Origin of the sequence: Frankia sp. AgKG'84/4 (genome assembly GCF_023242965.2) — a bacterium.
Taxonomy (GTDB): domain Bacteria; phylum Actinomycetota; class Actinomycetes; order Frankiales; family Frankiaceae; genus Frankia.
The window spans coordinates 1-15,582 of the sequence record NZ_JALKFU020000006.1; the positions used below are offsets into that span (position 1 = coordinate 1).

Consider the following 15,582-nt stretch of genomic DNA (forward strand, 5'->3'; position numbering starts at 1 on the left):
GCGCTGGCGGCCCAGCTTGGGAATCCGCTGGCCTGGTAATTGGTGACCCTGAAGGTGCCGTCGCCGTTGGAGAAGGCGACGGGGATGGTGTTCCAGCCGGCTGGGCCGGTGAGAACGAGGTCGGTGCGGCCGTCGTTGTTGAAGTCGCCGGTGGCGAGTTTGGCGCCGGCGCTGGCGGCCCAGCTTGGGAATCCGCTGGCCTGGTAATTGGTGACCCTGAAGGTGCCGTCGCCGTTGGAGAAGGCCACGGGGATGGTGTTCCAGCCATTCGGGCCGGTCAGGGACAGATCCGTCCGACCGTCGCTGTTGAAGTCCGAGACAGCGTGGAGCCCTCGAGTCGAGGTGCCACCGGTGGCCGCTTCGGCAGGGGAGGCATGTAGTAGGGCGAATGCTCCTAGCGAGACGAGTCCGGCGGCAAAGCCATGCATGATGTTCCGGACGACCGGCGTGGGCGAATTTTGGCCGCCGCGCCGATGGTGATCGTTCTTCATGTAGATCCTTTTCGCGAGTCATGGGGCCCGACCTCGATCAAAAGGTCGCCAAAGTGAGTTGGTCGGGCCGTGTCGGTGTCGGCCTGCGGGGAGATTGGGAATGTTTCGCCACGCATTCCGGCAATGGGTGTTCCTGATGCGCTCTTACGGTAGAGGCTGGTTAGCGTGGACAGCAAGGTTGGTCCCGGTCGTGTCGGCGATCCGCAAACCCGGGGGACGTGTGAAACCGTCGCTCCAGCGGGGTGGAAGTCGCACCGAGAAAAGAGGATTGAGGAACAATCGGGTCGTGTTGGCAGAGCTGCCCCAGCGTCAACCCGCGGGCGGGGATGCTGGCGGTTTGCCGCTGACGTGCGGGTCAGGGGTTACGGTCCCGGCCATGTCACGCTCACGCGAAGTCCGTCTCGCCACCGTGCCCGTTGGCCTGCCGCAGCCGGCCGACTTCGAGGTCGTCGAGGTTCCGGTACCCACACCGGGCGATGGTGAGGCACTCGTCCGTAACCGGTACTTCCACGTGTTCGCCGCGCTGCGGACGCTGTTCGGCGGAGGCGTCGAAGGCGCGCCGTTCCCGCCGATTCATCCCGGTGACACGCTGTTCGGGGCTGCCGTCGGGGAAGTCGTCTCGGCGCCGGCCGGCTCTGGCCTGCGCCCGGGTGAGCTGGTCTCGCACTGGCTGGGCTGGCGTGAGTACGCCGCTGTTCCCGCCGCGCAGTGCCAGCCCCTGGGCGACGTCCTACCGGATCCGGTCGCCCATCTGACGCAGGGCCGAACGGCCTACTCGGCGCTGCTCCAGAGCGGGCTGAAGGCGGGCGAGACTGTCTTCGTCTCCGGGGGAGCAGGCGCGGTCGGCTCGCTGGCAGGGCAGGTCGCGCGCCTGCTCGGGGCTGATCGGGTCATTGGCAGCACGGGATCGCCGGCGAAGGCGCGGCGGCTCGTCAGCGAGCTCGGCTACGACGCCGCCGTGCTGCGCGGCGGCGAACCGTTCCACGAGCAGCTCGCCAAGGCGGCTCCGGACGGCATCGATGTCATGGTGGACAACGTCGGCGGCGAGCAGCTCCGGGCGGCCCTGACGGTGGCCCGTCCGGGGGCGCGTTTCGTCCTGGTGGGGGCGTTGGATGGTCAGCTGGACCCGAACGGGTCGGGCACCAGCGCGCCTGTCGAGTTGGACATCTACCAGGTGATCCTGAAGCACGTCACACTGCGCGGTCTCGACAACTCGGTGGCCACCGACTGGGTCGACCGGTTCGGGGCCTGGCTCCGCCAGGGCGAGATCACCGTTCCGCAGGTCCGAGTGGTGGGCATCGAACACGCGGCGCGGGCGTTGTCGGAGACCATTGGCGGTAGGCACCTCGGAACGGTCATCGTGGAGTTGTAGATGAAGATCGGCGAAGCCGCCGCGGCGGCGGCCACCACCCCCCGCGCGCTGCGGTTCTACGAGCAGCGCGGGCTGCTGGCGCCGCCGCGGCGCACGGCGTCCGGTCAGCGGGAGTACGACGCGGCGGACGTCAACCGGATACGGATCATCCGGGAGCTGCTCGCGCTGGGCCTCACCGTCGAGGATGTGGCTGCCTGCGCGGACCGCCTCCATCTGCTGGAAGGCGACACCCTGCCGCGCTATGGCGACCCCCGCGGCGTGTGCAGCTCGACGAGCGGTGTCGTCGAACGCCGCCTCGACGCGCTGGACACCGAGATCGCCCGGCTGACGAAACTCCGTGACGCCCTGGCCGCCCGCTCCGCGGCCAGGGCCCAGAGTGGAACGAACCTGGTGCGCGGTTAGCCGCCGCAATCGCATAACCTCTCCGCACTGGACATAACCGGGCTCGGCGCCGCCTGGGGCGCTCGGCGACCTCGAGGAGAGTCCGGTGCTCGGCTGGAGAAGAATCCCGCAGTCGTGGCGTCGTGGAACCGACGACCAAACTGATCCGTCCCGGTTTCACCGGCTTCAACCAGTTCCTGATGCGGGGCAACATCGTCGACCTGGCGGTCGCGGTCGTGATCGGCGCGGCATTCACCGCGGTCGTCGAGTAGCCCGTTCTTGTTCATCCCGCGGATTCCACCCGCCGGTGCGAGCAGATCGATCAGGCTGGGCGGAAGTGCTGCTCGAGCTGCCTTTCCACGGGGCTCAGGGGGACCTGCGGGCACAGCCGGCTCTCCACCGCGGCGGGCGCCACGGGTGCGCACACGACGAACCCCCACAGAGGACCGAGATTTCCGATGATGATGCCGTCCGGCCCGCGGATCGTCATGAGATTCACCCAGGAGGCGATCAGTCGGGCCCCTGCACGTAGGACGGACCTTTTCAGTCGCCGCATCTCAGCCGGTGGGCTGATCCGCCGGCGCTTCCGCGTCCGCGGTGACCACGGTGACCACGGTGACCACGGTGACCACGGTGACCACGGTGTAAATCTCGCGCAGACTGGTGGCTGCCAGGACGTCGGGCAGCGAGACAGGCGCGCCGGTGCGTTTTTCCAGCACCGTGAGCAGAGTCAACAGGTACACCGAATCCCAGCCGGGCACCTGGTCGAGATCGATTTCCGCGTCCGCCGTGTTCAGCGGCAGCCCCAGCTCGACGCGGATGATATCCACGAATTCCTCGAAACTGATCATCTGATGTCCTTTTCGGGGTCGGCGTCGACGTGCAGATGCTCGGGTGGTTCCAATGACCGGGCCAGGGCATGGCGGAAATGCACGGTGTTGCGGTCCGCGCCCACCCGTTCGAACCCATAGCGGGGATAGAAATCCTGTACGAGCCCGTTGCGAGCGGAAGGCCGGTAGGAGCCGTGCACGGCCCGCGCGCCCACTGCCCGTGCCTGGCGGAGAACCGTGGAAAGACAGGCCTGCTCGATGCCGCGAGAGAAGACCCGGCAACTGAGCACGAAGTTCTCAATGTGCACGTCCTGTCCGGAACTGCGCAGGAAGACGGCTCCCACCAGCCCGTTGTCGCCGAACCGATCCCGGGATCGGATGGTGAGCACCCGCGACTGCGGGTCGGTGAGCAGCCGGCGGATGTCGGTGGGTTGCAGCCGCAGGGTGGTGAGATTGAACTGGTTCGTGCGCAGGCTGAGCTGGGAAACGCGGGGCACATCGGACTCGTCCGCATCCGAGAGCCGGACCGTGACCCGCAACTCGCGCAGGTAGTCCTGCAGGGAGTCGAAACTGTGCAGAAAATCGTGCCGGTCGGCCTCCTCGCGGTACTTGGCCACGCGGGTCCGATCCTCCGCGGTGAGCCCCCGGGTGGTGAACCAGCCCTCCTGGAGCAGCCGCTGCGGGTGCAGCGCGGGTTCGTCGTCCAGCGAAACGAGGGCGACGGCCGGCAGCTCGCGGCGCACCAGCTCACACTCGAACCGGCTGTCGTCGACGAACACGAGGCTGTCCACGCCGAGGTTGAGTGCGTCGGCGAGCTCGCTGAGCGCCTCGTGTTTGGGCCGCCAGCTGGGCAGGATCCGGACGAAGTCCGCCTCTCGCAGCGGCAGGTCGGCGCGTTGCCGCAGGGCCTCCCGCACCAGGTCCCGGTCGTTCTTGCTCACGACCGCCAGCAGCACGCCCTGCGATCCGAGCTGGCGCACGACCCGCTGGAAGCGGGCGAACGCCTCGCCCCGGGGTGTCTCGCCGACCTCGATTCCGGTGACGCCGTCCTCGCCGAGGATCCCGCCCCACAACGTGCCGTCGAGGTCCAGCACGAGGGCCTTGCGGGTGCGTCCGGTGACGTGCCGGGCGAGGTGCCCGATCTCCGCGGCGTACGCGGCCAACAGCGCGGGGGACAGGTGGGCCCGGGCATAGGTGCTGAGCCGCTGTTCGACGAGCGGGATCCCGTCGGCGAGCAGCGGGTCGAGATCGACGACGACGAGCGCCGGTTGGCCCTGCGCCAGCCGCAGCAACCGTGCGTTCGCCTCCCGCCACAGCGCGCCGAGCGTCGCCCGGGCACCGAGGTCGAGGAGCTGCGCCGACCACAGCCGGGGCAGCGGAAGAGTGTTGAGCACGAGTACCCCGCGACCGTGCGCCGCGAACTCGCCGACCAGGCCTTCGACCAGCCGGATCTTCTCGTCGAAGACGCGGGCCACGTCTGCCGGTTGCCACTCCACGGGCAGCTCGTCGAGGACGACCATGGGATCGAGGACACAGAGGGTCAGGTCGGGTTCGGCGGCGTAGAGGCTGCTCGACCGGTCCGCCAGCTGGAAGACATAACTGTCGAAGGCGCTGGTCACCGGCCGAAGCAGCAGGCCGTGCCGAGCCAGGTGCATGGTCAGTGGCGCGAGCAGCGGCGCCAGCGTGCCGTGCCCGGTGATCGCGACGGTGACCACCGGCGTCGTCGGGTGAGCGCGCAGCACCTCGTCCGGGTCGAGACGGGCGAGGACCTGGCCGGCGCGGACGCGCTCGGCGTCCGGCAGGGCGGCGAGCCATGCCGGCACCTCGGAATAGCGAGATGCCAGCTGGCCCCGTTGGTGTGCGGTGAAGAGCTGGCTGGTGGATTCGGGGACGGCGGTCTGCGAGGCGTCCATCCTGGCTCCCGGTCGACGGCAGGCCCGCCAGCGCCCAGGGCAGTGGAGTAACGCCGGCGCGGAGGGATCCGCGCGGACGGCCGGGGGTGGCGAGCTGCTACTGCGCCATCGTCGCCCGGGAGGCTAAAACGCGGCTCTGGTGCGGCTAAGCCCACCGCCCGCCAGCCAGGACGACACGCCGATCCGGGTCAGGGGTTCGGTCGTGCCGTCCCAGTCCTGATGACGCTTCCCGCAGCGGGATCAGCGCCGGGGGTGCAGGCCCGTCATGACGAAGTCGAGCAGCCGGGCCCCGTCGTCCGAGGTCTGCTCGGCGGTGAGCGCGATGGCGTTGACCAGCTTCAGCAGCGTCGAGATGTCCAGGTCGGCGCGGAACGAGCCGTTGGCCTGGGCTTGGCGCAGCAGGCTGTCCACCGCGAGACGCATCTCGCGGCACGCCTGCCACAGCGGGGATGCCTCGTCGTGCATGGTGGGCATCAGCGACGACGCCAGCCCCCGGTAGGCGGTCAGGTGCCGGGCGAACGCGCCGATCCACTCCAGCAGCGCCTCCTCGGCGGTCAACCCCGGGGCGGGCTCGGCCGCGAGCTGGCGCAGGGACTCGAAACGGTCGGAGAGCACCGCCTCCAGCAGCGCCTCGCGCGTGGCGAAGTGCCGGTAGAGGGTGCCGACGCCGACGCCGGCGAAGCGGGCGACCTCGTGCGGCGAGGCGTCCGCCCCGTGGGTGGCGAAGACCGACTGGGCCGCGGCCAGCACCCGGTCCCGGTTGCGGGCGGCATCCGCTCGGACGACGTGCCCCCCGGCTGCCTGTTCCCCGCGGGAACGCGGGGTCTGCGTCGGCGTCAACGTGGCTCCCTCGGTCTGTGGCATCGCCAGAATCGCACGCTCGCGCGCTCGATCCAGGGCCGGTCAGGCTTTCTGGGCGGCCCTGGCCGGGGCGCGGATGACGAATGCCGCGAGGAGGAACGCAAGGGCGGCCAGGATCGCGGGCACGTACATCGCCGCGGAAACACCGTCGGCCCAGGCGTGCCGGAGCTGCTCCGCCGTACCGAGCCCCGGTACCGGATGATCGGCGGAGTGGCGCAGCGAGGTGCCGTACACCGTGGTCAGCACCGCGACCCCCATGGTCGAGCCGACCTGCTGGAGGCACTGGAGCAGCCCGGAGGCGGAACCGGTCGCCTGGGGCGGCAGCCCGGCGAGGATCGTCGAGTTCAGCGGCATGAAGGCCAGGCCGATGCCGACGCCGAACAGCAACAGGGGGCCGAGGACGCTCGTCAGATAGTTGGACGAGTCGTCGAGCAGCACCAGCCAGGCCGCCGCCGCGACGAGCGGCACGGTCCCGATCGCGGTGAGCCGCTTGCCGCCGAGCCTGCTCATCAGCTTCGGCGCGGTGCGCGCACAGATGAACTGCACCACCGCCATGGGCAGGAACGCCAGCCCGGCCTGCAGCACGCTGAAGTCCAGCACCTGCTGGATGAAGATCGACATGTACAGCATGGTGCCGCCCATGGCCGCGCCCAGCAGCAGCATGTTGGTGTAGGCCGCGGCCCGGCTGCGCTGGCCGAGCAGCTTGTAGGCGACGATCGGCTGCTCGGCGCCGCGTTCGATCAGGGCGAAGGTGACGAGCAGGACCGCCGCGATGCCGAACGCGCCCAGGGTGAAGCTGTCGGACCATCCGTCGGAGGAGGCGCGGATGAAGCCGTAGGCGAGAGCGGCCACTCCCAGCGCGGAGGTGACGGCGCCGCCGATGTCGAACCGGGCCCGGTGTCGCGGCGGTTCCTTCAGGTACCGCGGGGCGAGGTACACCAGCGCGGCACCGAACGGCAGGTTGATGAAGAACACCCAGCGCCAGGAGGCGGTGGCCAGCAGGCCGCCGAGGATCAGGCCGATGGTCAGCCCGAGCCCGGCCATCATGGAGAACACGCCGAGCGCGCGGTGGCGCGCGGGCCCGTCGGTGAACGTGGTGGCCAGCAGGGCCAGCGAGGCGGGCGCCGCGAACGCCGCGCCGGCGCCCTGCACCGCCCGCGCGGCGATGAGCATCTCGGCGTTGGCGGCCAGCCCGGCGACGAGGGAGGCGAGCGTGAACACGATCAGCCCGCCGACGAACAACCGCCGCCGCCCGAACGCGTCGCCGGCGCGCCCGCCGAGCAGGAGCAGGCCGCCGAAGGCGACCGAGTAGCCGACCTGGACCCAGGCGGCGCTGGTGGGCGACAGCGGCAGGTCCTTGGTGATCTGGGGCAGCGCGACGTTCACGATCGTGCCGTCGACCACGACCATGAGCTGGCAGGTGACGATGACCCCCAGCGCGATGGCGAGCCGGCGGTGCTGCCGCGAGTCGGCGGCAGGATCAGCCGTGGGCTCGGCGACCGCTACCCGGCCGGGTTCGACCGGCGCGGCCCGCTGGTCCTGACTGGTCATGACATGTGCCTCCGGACGGCTTCCAGGCCGGAACAGACGGCCAGGTGATACGGACAGGTGTTCCGATTCGACCGTACGGACAGGCGTTCCGTTTTTCAAGCGGACACGGGCGCTCGATTGACGGCGGTGGGCGCCACTCAGGTCTGGCGCCCGGTTCACCCCCCGGCTCGGCCCAGCGGGTCCGGCCGCCGTGTCCCCTGGACCAGCCGGATCGCTCAGTGGGTGGAGGCCGCCAGTCGAGTCGGCGTCGCCGACACGAGCCCGAGCCGCTCGCGCAACGACCCGCTCTCGTAGCGGGAGCGGAAGACGCCACGGTCGCGCAGCTCGGGAACGAGACCCTGGGTGATCGCGAGAAGGTCGTGCGGCAGTGCCGCCGGCCGCAGGCGGAAGCCGGTCACCCCCAGGGCCTGCCAGGACTGCAGCAGGTCGGCGAGGCCGCCGGGGGTGCCGACGAAGATCGAGGCATCGGAGGCCAGCGGCGCGCCGTTGAGCCCGTCGAGGTGCGCCCGGCGCTCGTCCGCCGCGGCCTGCGTGTCGTCGAGCAGCACCAGCAGGTCCGCGTACACCTGCAGCGGCACTGGCCGCTGGTCGGTCGACTCCTGGTCCCGCAGGTCGGCGAGGATCTGCCGGAGCCCGTCCTGGTCCGGCGGGGTGACCAGGGCGAGGTCGGCCGACCGGGCGGCGAACTCGTGCGAGAAGCGGGTGTGGGAGAGCGTGATCACCACGGGATGGCCCTGCGGTGGCCGCGGTGTCGTGGTGGACCCGTCCACGCTGAACCATTCGTCGGTGACGTCGAGCGCCCGCACCCTCGTCGGGTCGACGAACCGTCCAGCCGCCGGCTGGCGGACGAGCGCGTCGTCGTCCCAGCTGTCCCAGAGCTGGCGGACCAGGTCGACGGTGCGCGAACCGGCGGCGAAACTGCGGCTCAGGTACGAAACCACCCCTGGGCTGTCCAGCGTGCGCGGCGGGGTCGGAAGCGGCTCGCGGTGCGTCGGCAGCGGACCGGCGGCACCGCGGTGGGCCGCGATCGTGCGCCAGCCCGCCCGGCCGCCGCTGAGGTGGTCCAACGTCGCGAGGCCGGTCGCGAGACGGTACGGGTCGGTCCGCGTGGTCACCGACGGCACGATGCCGATCGAGGAGGTCGCCACCGCCATCGCGGTCGCTGCCAACAGCGGCTCGAGTCGCCCGCGTACCTGGTCGTGCCGGTCGTCCGGCTGGCCGGCCTGGACGGACTGGATCTCCGAGTTGTCTTCCACCGTCACGAAGTCCAGCAGGCCCCGCTCGGACTCGCGGGCGAGGTCCTGCCAGTAGATGCGTGGGCGGACACACTCCAACGGTAGCGGCTACTTCATTGTCCCTTCGTGACCGGTCGCTCCGTTCTGCGTATCACTCTCTCCGACCGCCACGATGTCGGCCCGGTGCAGGCGGGGCAGCGCTGCGAGCAGGTCCTGGGTGTACGGATGGCCCGGGTGCTCGAAGACCTCCACGGCGTTGCCGGCCTCGACCACGCGGCCCGCCTGCATCACCATCACCCGATCACTGAGGTGCTGGATGACGGCGAGGTCGTGCGAGACGAAGAGCATGGCGGTGCCCAGATCGCGGCGCAGGCCGTCGAACAGGTCGAGGATCTGGCCCTGGACGGACACATCCAGCGCCGAGACGGGCTCGTCACAGACCAGCACATCCGGTTCGGGTGCCAGGGCGCGGGCGACGGCGACCCGCTGCCGCTCCCCACCGGACAACTGCGCCGGACGCCGGTCCAGCAGGCCCGCGCTCAGGCCGACCCGGTCCAGCAGCGCGGCGACGCGGCGGCGCCGCTGGTCGCTTCGGTCGGGCACGGCTTCGCCGACGATGCGCGCCACCGTGTAGCGCGGATCGAAGGAGCCGAGCGGATCCTGCGGCACCAGTTGGAGGCGGTGCCGCAGGGGGCGGCGCTTCGGCTCGGGCTGCTGCGACCAGGCCTCGCCGCCGAGCAGCACCTCGCCCGAGTCGGGCGTCAACAGGGCGAGAACAAGGTTGGCGACCGTGGTCTTGCCGGATCCCGACTCGCCGACCAACCCGAGGATCTCAGCCGGTCGGAGCTCGAAGGACACGTCGTCGACAGCTTGCCGGGCCGAGCCGTCCGGCCCGGGAAAGGACTTGCTCAGCCCGCGGGCGGTCAGGACCGGCGTCGGGGCCACCGCGGCGGGCGCGGGCGCCGCCGGGGAATCCGGCGCGCGTGCGGCACTGACCTCCACCGGCCCGGCCTGGACCAACGCGGCGGGTGGGGCCGGCGCGGCGGGCTCGGCGTACCAGCAGCGGGCCGTCCGGTCTGGCCCGACCGGCGCCGTCGGCGGTTGCTGTTCGATGCAGCGGTCGGTCACCAGCGGGCACCGCGGCGCGAACACGCATCCCTCGGTTGGCCGGACTGTGCCACCGGCGGCTGCCGCGGGTGGTGCGAGCGAACGGCCCCGGTTGTGCGCCGAGGGCACGGCCGCGATCAGGAGCCGGGTGTAGGGGTGCGCGGGCCTGGTCAGCAGCTCGGTCGCCGGTCCCTCCTCGACGATCAGTCCCTGGTACATCACCGCCACCCGGTCCGCGATACCGGCGACGACCGCGAGGTCATGGCTGACGAGGAGCAGGGCCGTGCCGGCGGCCTTCCTGCTCGCCAGCGATGCCAGCACCCGCGCCTGGATGGTGACATCGAGCGCGGTGGTCGGTTCGTCGGCGACGAGGACGGGCGGCGCCGCGGCCATCGCCGAGGCGATCAGTGCGCGCTGGCGCAGTCCGCCGGACAGCTCGCGCGGGTACTGGCGGGCACGTACCGCCGGCTCCGGGACGCCGGCCTGCTCCAGCAGGTCGATGACCCGGCCGGGGACGTCCCGGCTGGGCACCACCCGATGGTTGCGCAGGGCCTCGGCGATCTCGGCCTGGACCGGCCGCAGCGGATCGAGTGACACCAGCGCGTCCTGGAGAACCAGGCCGATGGTGCCGCCGCGGAGCTGGCGCAGGCGGCGGGCGGGAACGCTGAGCAGGTCCTCGCCACCGAGTTCCAGCCGCTCCGCCTCGACCCGCGCGCGCCGGCCGGCGAGCCCGAGCAGAGAACGGACCGTCACGCTCTTGCCCGACCCTGACTCGCCGACGATGGCCAGGCACTCGCCGGCGGCGAGAGTGAGGTCGACGCCCCGCACGGCGTGGAGCCGGGAACGGTGCGTCGGAAAGGTGACGCGCAGGTCGCGGACGTCCAACAGTGGTCGTCCGGGTGGGCTCGGGCTGGGCGTCGGCGTGTGCCGCGGCTCGGCTGACGTGTCAGGCACGGGGCACCGACTCCCGGCGCTCGAACCGACGCTGCAGATCCCGCCCGACGATGTTCAGCGCGACGACGGTCAGGGCGATCGCGAGACCCGGAAACACCGCGGGCGCCCAGGCGACAGCGAGGTAGTTGCGACTGGTGGACAGCATCGATCCCCATTCGGGCGCCGGCGCCTTGGGGCCCAGCCCGAGGAAGCTGAGCGTCGTCCCCGCGATGATCGCCGAGCCGATATTGATCATCGAGAAGACGAGTAGGGGAGGCAGCGCGTTGGGCAGCACGTGCCGTAGCTGGATGGACAGGGGTGCTCGGCCGAGAACGACGGCGGCCCGGACGTAGCCGGACCGCCGGACCACCAGGCTCTGCGAACGCGCGATGCGCAGGAAGCCCGGCATCGTCGCGCAGGCCAGTGCGATGACGGAATGGCTGGAGCCCGGTCCGAGTGTCGCGATGACCAGTAGCGTTGGGGCACGGCCGGTGGATGGGACGGTGCGCGCCGCACGCGAGGGCGGCCGCGGGCGCGGGCGCGGGCGGTACTTGGCGGTGCGGGCCGTCGGGTGAGGATTGTGCGGCCCGCGCTGGCGCTGGGCGGGGGCCATGGCTCAGCGGCGAGACGCATGCGAGACCGAGCCGCCCTGACCGCATTGACCGTGCCCACGCCACGGTCGGTTGTGGGTGCGGCAGCAGGCTTCGCACGTGTTGACCGCCAGGTCACCGAGGCAAGCTGTCGGCCACCGGTCGAGTTTCCGCTGTCGTTTCGCGAACTCGACATCTTCATCACCGGTGGCGCACTCCATCGGGCGTGACATGACCGCACGGGTGTGCCTGCGGTTGAGCGGCGGAAGGGACGCTGGCGGCGCTCGATTACAGGACGTACACAACCTGCCGCGGCACGCTGGGCCGTGCTCGGTGATGCCAAGTCCTTTCAGGTCAGTGCGGATTTCATGTCGGAGCCTGCCCGCAGGCGCTGCGCCGTGCCGGGATTTCTGTGTCCACAATGAGCTCACCGCTCGCGGCGATCACGCGTTCCTGGCGGGCGGGACTGCCCACCTGTTTCTGCCGGTGGAGCGGGCACCGGCGCGCCGCCAGGCTTCAAGCTGACCGTATATCTGGGAAGGATTTGTGCTCATCGTGATCGGCAACGTCCGGGTGCAGCCCACACGCCGCGACGCGCTGGTGGCCGCGGCCCGGCAGGTGGTGGCCGCGGCCCGGCAGGTGGTGGCCGCCAGCCGCGGTGATGAGGGCTGCCAATCCTACGGCTTCTACGCCGACCTCGCTGACGAGAATGTGATCGTCGGCGTCGAGACCTGGCGGGACCAGGCCGCGCTGGACGCGCACATGGCACATCCGCACACGCAGGAATTCCTGGCCTGGACTGTCGACCTGCTCGACGGTACCCCGGAGATGGCCTTCCACCAGGTGCCCAGGATCTGCGCCGGGCGCTACTGTTACGCCGCGATGGCGCCCGCACGAAGAGCACTTCGACTACGGCTCACTTCTGATCATCACTGGGCTTCGCGCCGCCCACGGGACGGCGGCCCAGGTACCCGTCGCCCCGGCCGGACAGCAGCACGTGGACACGCTGACCACCGGCGCCTGCCAGGACAAGTGACTCGACGGCAAGTGACGTGCCAGGACGCCAAGCGCCCTGACTGCGAATTGCCTGACCGCGAATCGCCGGATGGCGAGCGGGGTTGACGGCCGCTGGGCGGTGCGCACTCCCTACCGCTGGGCCGTGGCGGTGATGCGGGCGTAGCCGAGGACGTGGCTGGACAGGGTGAAGGCCGCGACGGCGGGCGGTGTGGTGCTCGCCAGGCCAAGGCTGGGAATGTCCAGGGCGTACACGGTGAACTGGTAGTGGTGGGCGATATCGCCGGCTGGCGGGCAGGGCCCGAGATAGCCGGCCACACCCGCGTCATCGGTGCCGGACACCGCGCCGGGCGGCGGCGTCGAGCCGAGCTGGGTGGCGGTGGTGGGAATGTCCCAGACCAGCCAGTGCCAGAACCCGGACCCGGTCGGTGCGTCCGGGTCGAACAGGGTCACCGCGTAGCTGCGGGTACCCGCCGGCGCTCCGGTCCAGGCCAGCCGCACCGGCTGGTTGGGGGCGTCGCAGCCGAATCCGTTCGCCCAATGGCTGGCCGGGACCGCGCCGCCGTCGCGCACGTCCGGGCTGCTGGCCAGGAAACGCACCGCCTTGCCCGGGATGTCGCGGCGGACGGCCGTGTACCCGTAACCATCGGGGTGCCTGGGGCCGGAGCCGGCGACGGCCGTAGTGATCATTCCCACGGTGCAGAGCGCCGCGAGCGCGACAGCCGTCGCGACGCGAAACGGTGATCTCATGATTGCCTTCCGCTTGGTGGTCAGCGCGGACCACGATGCGGGCGGCGGCGCGGGCGCGGGAAGGCGTCGCGCATCCTGGCATTCGGAATACCAGGATCGCCGCTGGAATCCGCCCAGGAGGAGGTCGATCATGGCGGTATGACGCACCGGCCGACGACGCGACGCCCGGAGCTGGCGCGGTTCCTCCGGGCGAAACGGGCACGACTGCGGCCGCAGGACGTGGGCCTGCCCCGCGGTGACCGTCGCCGCGCCCCGGGCCTGCGGCGGCAGGAGGTCGCGCAGTTGGCGGCGGTCAGCATCGACTGGTATATCCGGCTGGAACAGGGGCAGGTGGGCACGCCGCTGTGATGTCCTCGCCCGCAACGCCGCCGCGGCGGCGCTGTTCGGTGAGGATTTCGGCACCGGCGAGGCGGTAAACAATGCCTACCAGCTTTTCCTGGACCCGCGGACCCGGGAAACACAGCTCGACTGGACCCGTATCGCGCGGGAGACCGTCGGGAACCTGCGCGCTGATCTCGCGCGTCACCGCGACGACGCCCGACTGGGGGAGGTCATCGCGCGCCTGTGCCGGGACAGCGCGGAATTCGCCGTCTGGTGGGACGACCACACGGTGAAGGAGCGCTCCCATGGCGTCAAGCGCATCTGTCACCCGGTGGCCGGTGAGATGACCGTCGCCTATGACATTCTCGCCACCCTGGACGGCTCCCATCAGCGCCTGTTCGTCGTCACCCCGGTCGATGCGGCGACCGACCGGGCGCTGCGCGGCCTCATGACGGACCGCAGGCGATTTAGGACCGGCCAGCCATGCCGTGTCATCCAGGAAGTCTCCGTAGCGGCTCCGCTCGCGCCAACGGTCACGTCACCGCCGGCCGGCAGCAAGATGGACCTGGCTGGTCATCCCGCCTCGTGACCGTTCGCCTACTTCGCAGTTTCCGCGGCGCGCGCTGAGAGCGCTGAGACCGCTGCCGCCGCGCGTCGGTCACGGCCGGTGAGTTTCCAGGCGGCGAGCCGCACGACCATGGCGGGGGTCGGCGGGAAGATGCCGAGTTGGCCGAGCATGGTCATGTCGTCGCGGACGGCCTCGTGGCCGACCACTCTCTCGTCGCGCACCGTCAGCACGTGGATCTGCTCGAAGTCGATCTCGCGGCCGGTCGGCGGGACGATCTTGTCCACCTTCTCGTTGCGGAAGAGCACGAACGGTCCGGTCTGCCGTCCCTGCATCCGGATCCGGACGAACACGTGGCCGCGCTCGTCGTCGACGCCCGTGTCGAGGACGGGGAAGCGCAGGTCGGTGAACGCCGAACGCATCCAGGCACTTGAGGCGAGCACGCCGGCCGGTCCGGGGATCGCGCAGGCGACGGGGGAGTTGGACGCCTCCCGGTTGTGGAAGTCGGCGCCGACGACCTCGGCAGCGAGTGCCGGGTCACCGGTCTCCAGGACCTTGAAGAGCGAATGCGCGCTGTCGGTGGCGTTGCCGGTCATGGGAACTCCCGCGGTGAGGTCTGTTGAGGGGGGTGCCTGGCCAAATTGACGATACGGCAAACCTATTGAATCACCAAAGGATGCATTCAATATGTGCGACGGGTAAGGTGGCGCGCATGTCCAGCAAGCGCGCCTACACCTCCCCGCTGCGGGAGAAGGCGGCTGCGCAGACGCGCGAGGCGATCCTGCAGGCCGCGACGGAGCTGTTCGGGCAGCGCGGCTACGGCCTGGTGACGGTCGCGGATATCGCAGCCGCGGCTGGTGTCTCGCCCAAGACCGTTTTCGCAAGCGTCGGTAGCAAGCGCGAGATCATGGATCGCATCATCGACGCCGGGGTGGCCGCGTCCCGCTACAAAGAGGCGTTGCGGCAGGTACTGAGCCTGAGCACGCCGCGGGAGGTCCTCGCGGCGCTGGCGGCGGGCACCCGCTACGGGAACGAGTCGCAGTTCACCGTGCATGAGGCGATCCGCCTGGCGCTGCCGGTCCACGAAGACGGCGCGGCGCTCTGGGAGCGAGCGACCCGCGACTACCGTGCGGCGCTGCGCGAGGCGGCCGACCATCTGCACACCCTCACGCCGCGCCCGCGCTATGCGGCGAAGGAGACCGCGGACCTGCTCTGGCTCTGGTTCGGCCCGCACGGCTGGCGCACGCTCGTCGCCGAGTCCGGCTGGTCCTGGGACCACGCCGAAACCGCGATCCGTGAGACGGCCATCGCAGCCCTCTAAACGAACCCTGAACTCAGCCGAATACTCAGGCTGAAGGCGCGAAGTCCGGCACTCGCCACGACGCCGAGAAGGAGGGGCAAGGACAGCCCGCTTGGCGTGTCGGTGGCGCTCGGAGCGTGCCGCGCATGTCTGGGGCGTCCGCACCCACATTTCGCCCACAATGTGCCACTTGGCGGTGCGGCCCTCGCAGCCGAGGCCGGGCGTGGTCACCGGGGGCTCATGGCGCTGTGATCTCGGCGGTGGTGACGGTGGGGAGTTCGTCAAGCCGGCCTGTGGGGATCGCCGTGGCGAGCACCCGCCGCACCGCAGCGGGGATCTGGATCTGCTGGCCGCTTCAAATAGCCGAA

16 protein-coding genes and 1 pseudogene are annotated in these 15,582 nt (G+C 70.7%); 6 read left to right on the forward strand and 11 right to left on the reverse strand.

Annotation, left to right across the window (positions count from 1 at the left end; all coding sequences use genetic code 11):
• The coding region (locus MXD58_RS01180) for an FG-GAP repeat domain-containing protein (protein WP_250608981.1) at positions 1 to 491 on the reverse strand (491 nt) is incomplete at its 3' end.
• A 376-nt stretch (positions 492 to 867) separates the two neighbouring features.
• Between MXD58_RS01180 and MXD58_RS01185 the strand changes: the two genes are divergently transcribed.
• The 3 genes and pseudogenes from MXD58_RS01185 to MXD58_RS01195 all read left to right on the forward strand — a co-directional run.
• Positions 868 to 1,863: an MDR family NADP-dependent oxidoreductase gene (locus MXD58_RS01185; protein WP_248839358.1), complete on the forward strand. Its 996-nt coding sequence runs from the start codon at positions 868 to 870 to the stop codon at positions 1,861 to 1,863.
• A complete protein-coding gene (locus MXD58_RS01190) occupies positions 1,864 to 2,265 on the forward strand; it encodes a MerR family transcriptional regulator (RefSeq protein ID WP_248839357.1) in 402 nt (133 codons plus the stop codon).
• A 122-nt stretch (positions 2,266 to 2,387) separates the two neighbouring features.
• Positions 2,388 to 2,510 (forward strand): annotated as a pseudogene (locus MXD58_RS01195) (MscL family protein); the annotation flags it as partial.
• A gap of 56 nt (positions 2,511 to 2,566) precedes the next feature.
• On the opposite strand, the gene MXD58_RS01200 reads toward MXD58_RS01195, so the two are convergent.
• The 8 genes from MXD58_RS01200 to MXD58_RS01235 all read right to left on the reverse strand — a co-directional run bounded on the left by MXD58_RS01200 (position 2,567) and on the right by MXD58_RS01235 (position 11,287).
• Positions 2,567 to 2,734: a hypothetical protein gene (locus MXD58_RS01200; protein ID WP_250608982.1), complete on the reverse strand. Its 168-nt coding sequence runs from the start codon at positions 2,732 to 2,734 to the stop codon at positions 2,567 to 2,569.
• Between the two features lie 67 nt (positions 2,735 to 2,801).
• Positions 2,802 to 3,095, reverse strand: coding sequence for a phosphopantetheine-binding protein (locus MXD58_RS01205; RefSeq protein WP_248839355.1), 294 nt, complete (start codon positions 3,093 to 3,095; stop codon positions 2,802 to 2,804).
• On the reverse strand, positions 3,092 to 4,987 hold the full coding sequence (locus tag MXD58_RS01210) for an HAD-IIIC family phosphatase (RefSeq protein WP_248839354.1): 1,896 nt from the start codon (positions 4,985 to 4,987) through the stop codon (positions 3,092 to 3,094). The genes MXD58_RS01205 and MXD58_RS01210 overlap by 4 nt, the downstream gene beginning before the upstream one ends.
• 240 nt (positions 4,988 to 5,227) lie before the next feature.
• Entirely contained in the window at positions 5,228 to 5,827 is a 600-nt protein-coding gene (locus MXD58_RS01215; RefSeq protein WP_248839353.1) for a TetR/AcrR family transcriptional regulator, read from the reverse strand.
• 63 nt (positions 5,828 to 5,890) lie between these two features.
• Positions 5,891 to 7,399: a DHA2 family efflux MFS transporter permease subunit gene (locus tag MXD58_RS01220; RefSeq protein WP_248839352.1), complete on the reverse strand. Its 1,509-nt coding sequence runs from the start codon at positions 7,397 to 7,399 to the stop codon at positions 5,891 to 5,893.
• A gap of 215 nt (positions 7,400 to 7,614) precedes the next feature.
• Complete coding sequence (locus tag MXD58_RS01225) at positions 7,615 to 8,733, reverse strand: LLM class flavin-dependent oxidoreductase (RefSeq protein ID WP_248839351.1); 1,119 nt, start codon at positions 8,731 to 8,733, stop codon at positions 7,615 to 7,617.
• 9 nt (positions 8,734 to 8,742) lie between these two features.
• Positions 8,743 to 10,626, reverse strand: coding sequence for a dipeptide ABC transporter ATP-binding protein (locus MXD58_RS01230; RefSeq protein WP_308301871.1), 1,884 nt, complete (start codon positions 10,624 to 10,626; stop codon positions 8,743 to 8,745).
• A gap of 61 nt (positions 10,627 to 10,687) precedes the next feature.
• On the reverse strand, positions 10,688 to 11,287 hold the full coding sequence (locus MXD58_RS01235) for an ABC transporter permease (protein WP_248839349.1): 600 nt from the start codon (positions 11,285 to 11,287) through the stop codon (positions 10,688 to 10,690).
• Positions 11,288 to 11,810: 523 nt separating this feature from the next.
• On the opposite strand from MXD58_RS01235, the gene MXD58_RS01240 reads away from it, so the two are divergent.
• Positions 11,811 to 12,386, forward strand: a complete 576-nt coding sequence (locus MXD58_RS01240) for a putative quinol monooxygenase (protein ID WP_248839348.1) — start codon at positions 11,811 to 11,813, stop codon at positions 12,384 to 12,386.
• Positions 12,387 to 12,410: 24 nt separating this feature from the next.
• Here MXD58_RS01240 and MXD58_RS01245 read toward each other — a convergent pair whose 3' ends face one another.
• Positions 12,411 to 13,028 (reverse strand): YbhB/YbcL family Raf kinase inhibitor-like protein, encoded by a 618-nt coding sequence (locus tag MXD58_RS01245; RefSeq protein ID WP_248839347.1) that lies wholly within the window; start codon positions 13,026 to 13,028, stop codon positions 12,411 to 12,413.
• Between the two features lie 235 nt (positions 13,029 to 13,263).
• On the opposite strand from MXD58_RS01245, the gene MXD58_RS01255 reads away from it, so the two are divergent.
• Positions 13,264 to 13,938: an MmyB family transcriptional regulator gene (locus tag MXD58_RS01255; RefSeq protein ID WP_374615462.1), complete on the forward strand. Its 675-nt coding sequence runs from the start codon at positions 13,264 to 13,266 to the stop codon at positions 13,936 to 13,938.
• Positions 13,939 to 13,946: 8 nt separating this feature from the next.
• Here the strand turns inward: MXD58_RS01255 and MXD58_RS01260 are convergent, their stop codons facing one another.
• Complete coding sequence (locus MXD58_RS01260; RefSeq protein ID WP_248839345.1) at positions 13,947 to 14,510, reverse strand: ester cyclase; 564 nt, start codon at positions 14,508 to 14,510, stop codon at positions 13,947 to 13,949.
• Between the two features lie 116 nt (positions 14,511 to 14,626).
• Here MXD58_RS01260 and MXD58_RS01265 point away from each other — a divergent pair, with 116 nt between their 5' ends.
• Entirely contained in the window at positions 14,627 to 15,235 is a 609-nt protein-coding gene (locus MXD58_RS01265; RefSeq protein WP_248839344.1) for a TetR/AcrR family transcriptional regulator, read from the forward strand.
• The last annotated feature ends 347 nt before the right edge of the window (positions 15,236 to 15,582 follow it).

Bases quoted from the DNA above. Each gene is read 5' to 3' on its own strand.
- MXD58_RS01185 (WP_248839358.1), top strand. From the start codon at position 868: ATGTCACGCTCACGCGAAGTCCGTCTCGCCACCGTGCCCGTTGGCCTG.
- MXD58_RS01190 (WP_248839357.1), top strand. From the start codon at position 1,864: ATGAAGATCGGCGAAGCCGCCGCGGCGGCGGCCACCACCCCCCGCGCG.
- MXD58_RS01200 (WP_250608982.1), bottom strand. From the start codon at position 2,734: ATGACGATCCGCGGGCCGGACGGCATCATCATCGGAAATCTCGGTCCT.
- MXD58_RS01205 (WP_248839355.1), bottom strand. From the start codon at position 3,095: ATGATCAGTTTCGAGGAATTCGTGGATATCATCCGCGTCGAGCTGGGG.
- MXD58_RS01210 (WP_248839354.1), bottom strand. From the start codon at position 4,987: ATGGACGCCTCGCAGACCGCCGTCCCCGAATCCACCAGCCAGCTCTTC.
- MXD58_RS01220 (WP_248839352.1), bottom strand. From the start codon at position 7,399: ATGACCAGTCAGGACCAGCGGGCCGCGCCGGTCGAACCCGGCCGGGTA.
- MXD58_RS01235 (WP_248839349.1), bottom strand. From the start codon at position 11,287: ATGGCCCCCGCCCAGCGCCAGCGCGGGCCGCACAATCCTCACCCGACG.
- MXD58_RS01245 (WP_248839347.1), bottom strand. From the start codon at position 13,028: ATGAGATCACCGTTTCGCGTCGCGACGGCTGTCGCGCTCGCGGCGCTC.
- MXD58_RS01260 (WP_248839345.1), bottom strand. From the start codon at position 14,510: ATGACCGGCAACGCCACCGACAGCGCGCATTCGCTCTTCAAGGTCCTG.
- MXD58_RS01265 (WP_248839344.1), top strand. From the start codon at position 14,627: ATGTCCAGCAAGCGCGCCTACACCTCCCCGCTGCGGGAGAAGGCGGCT.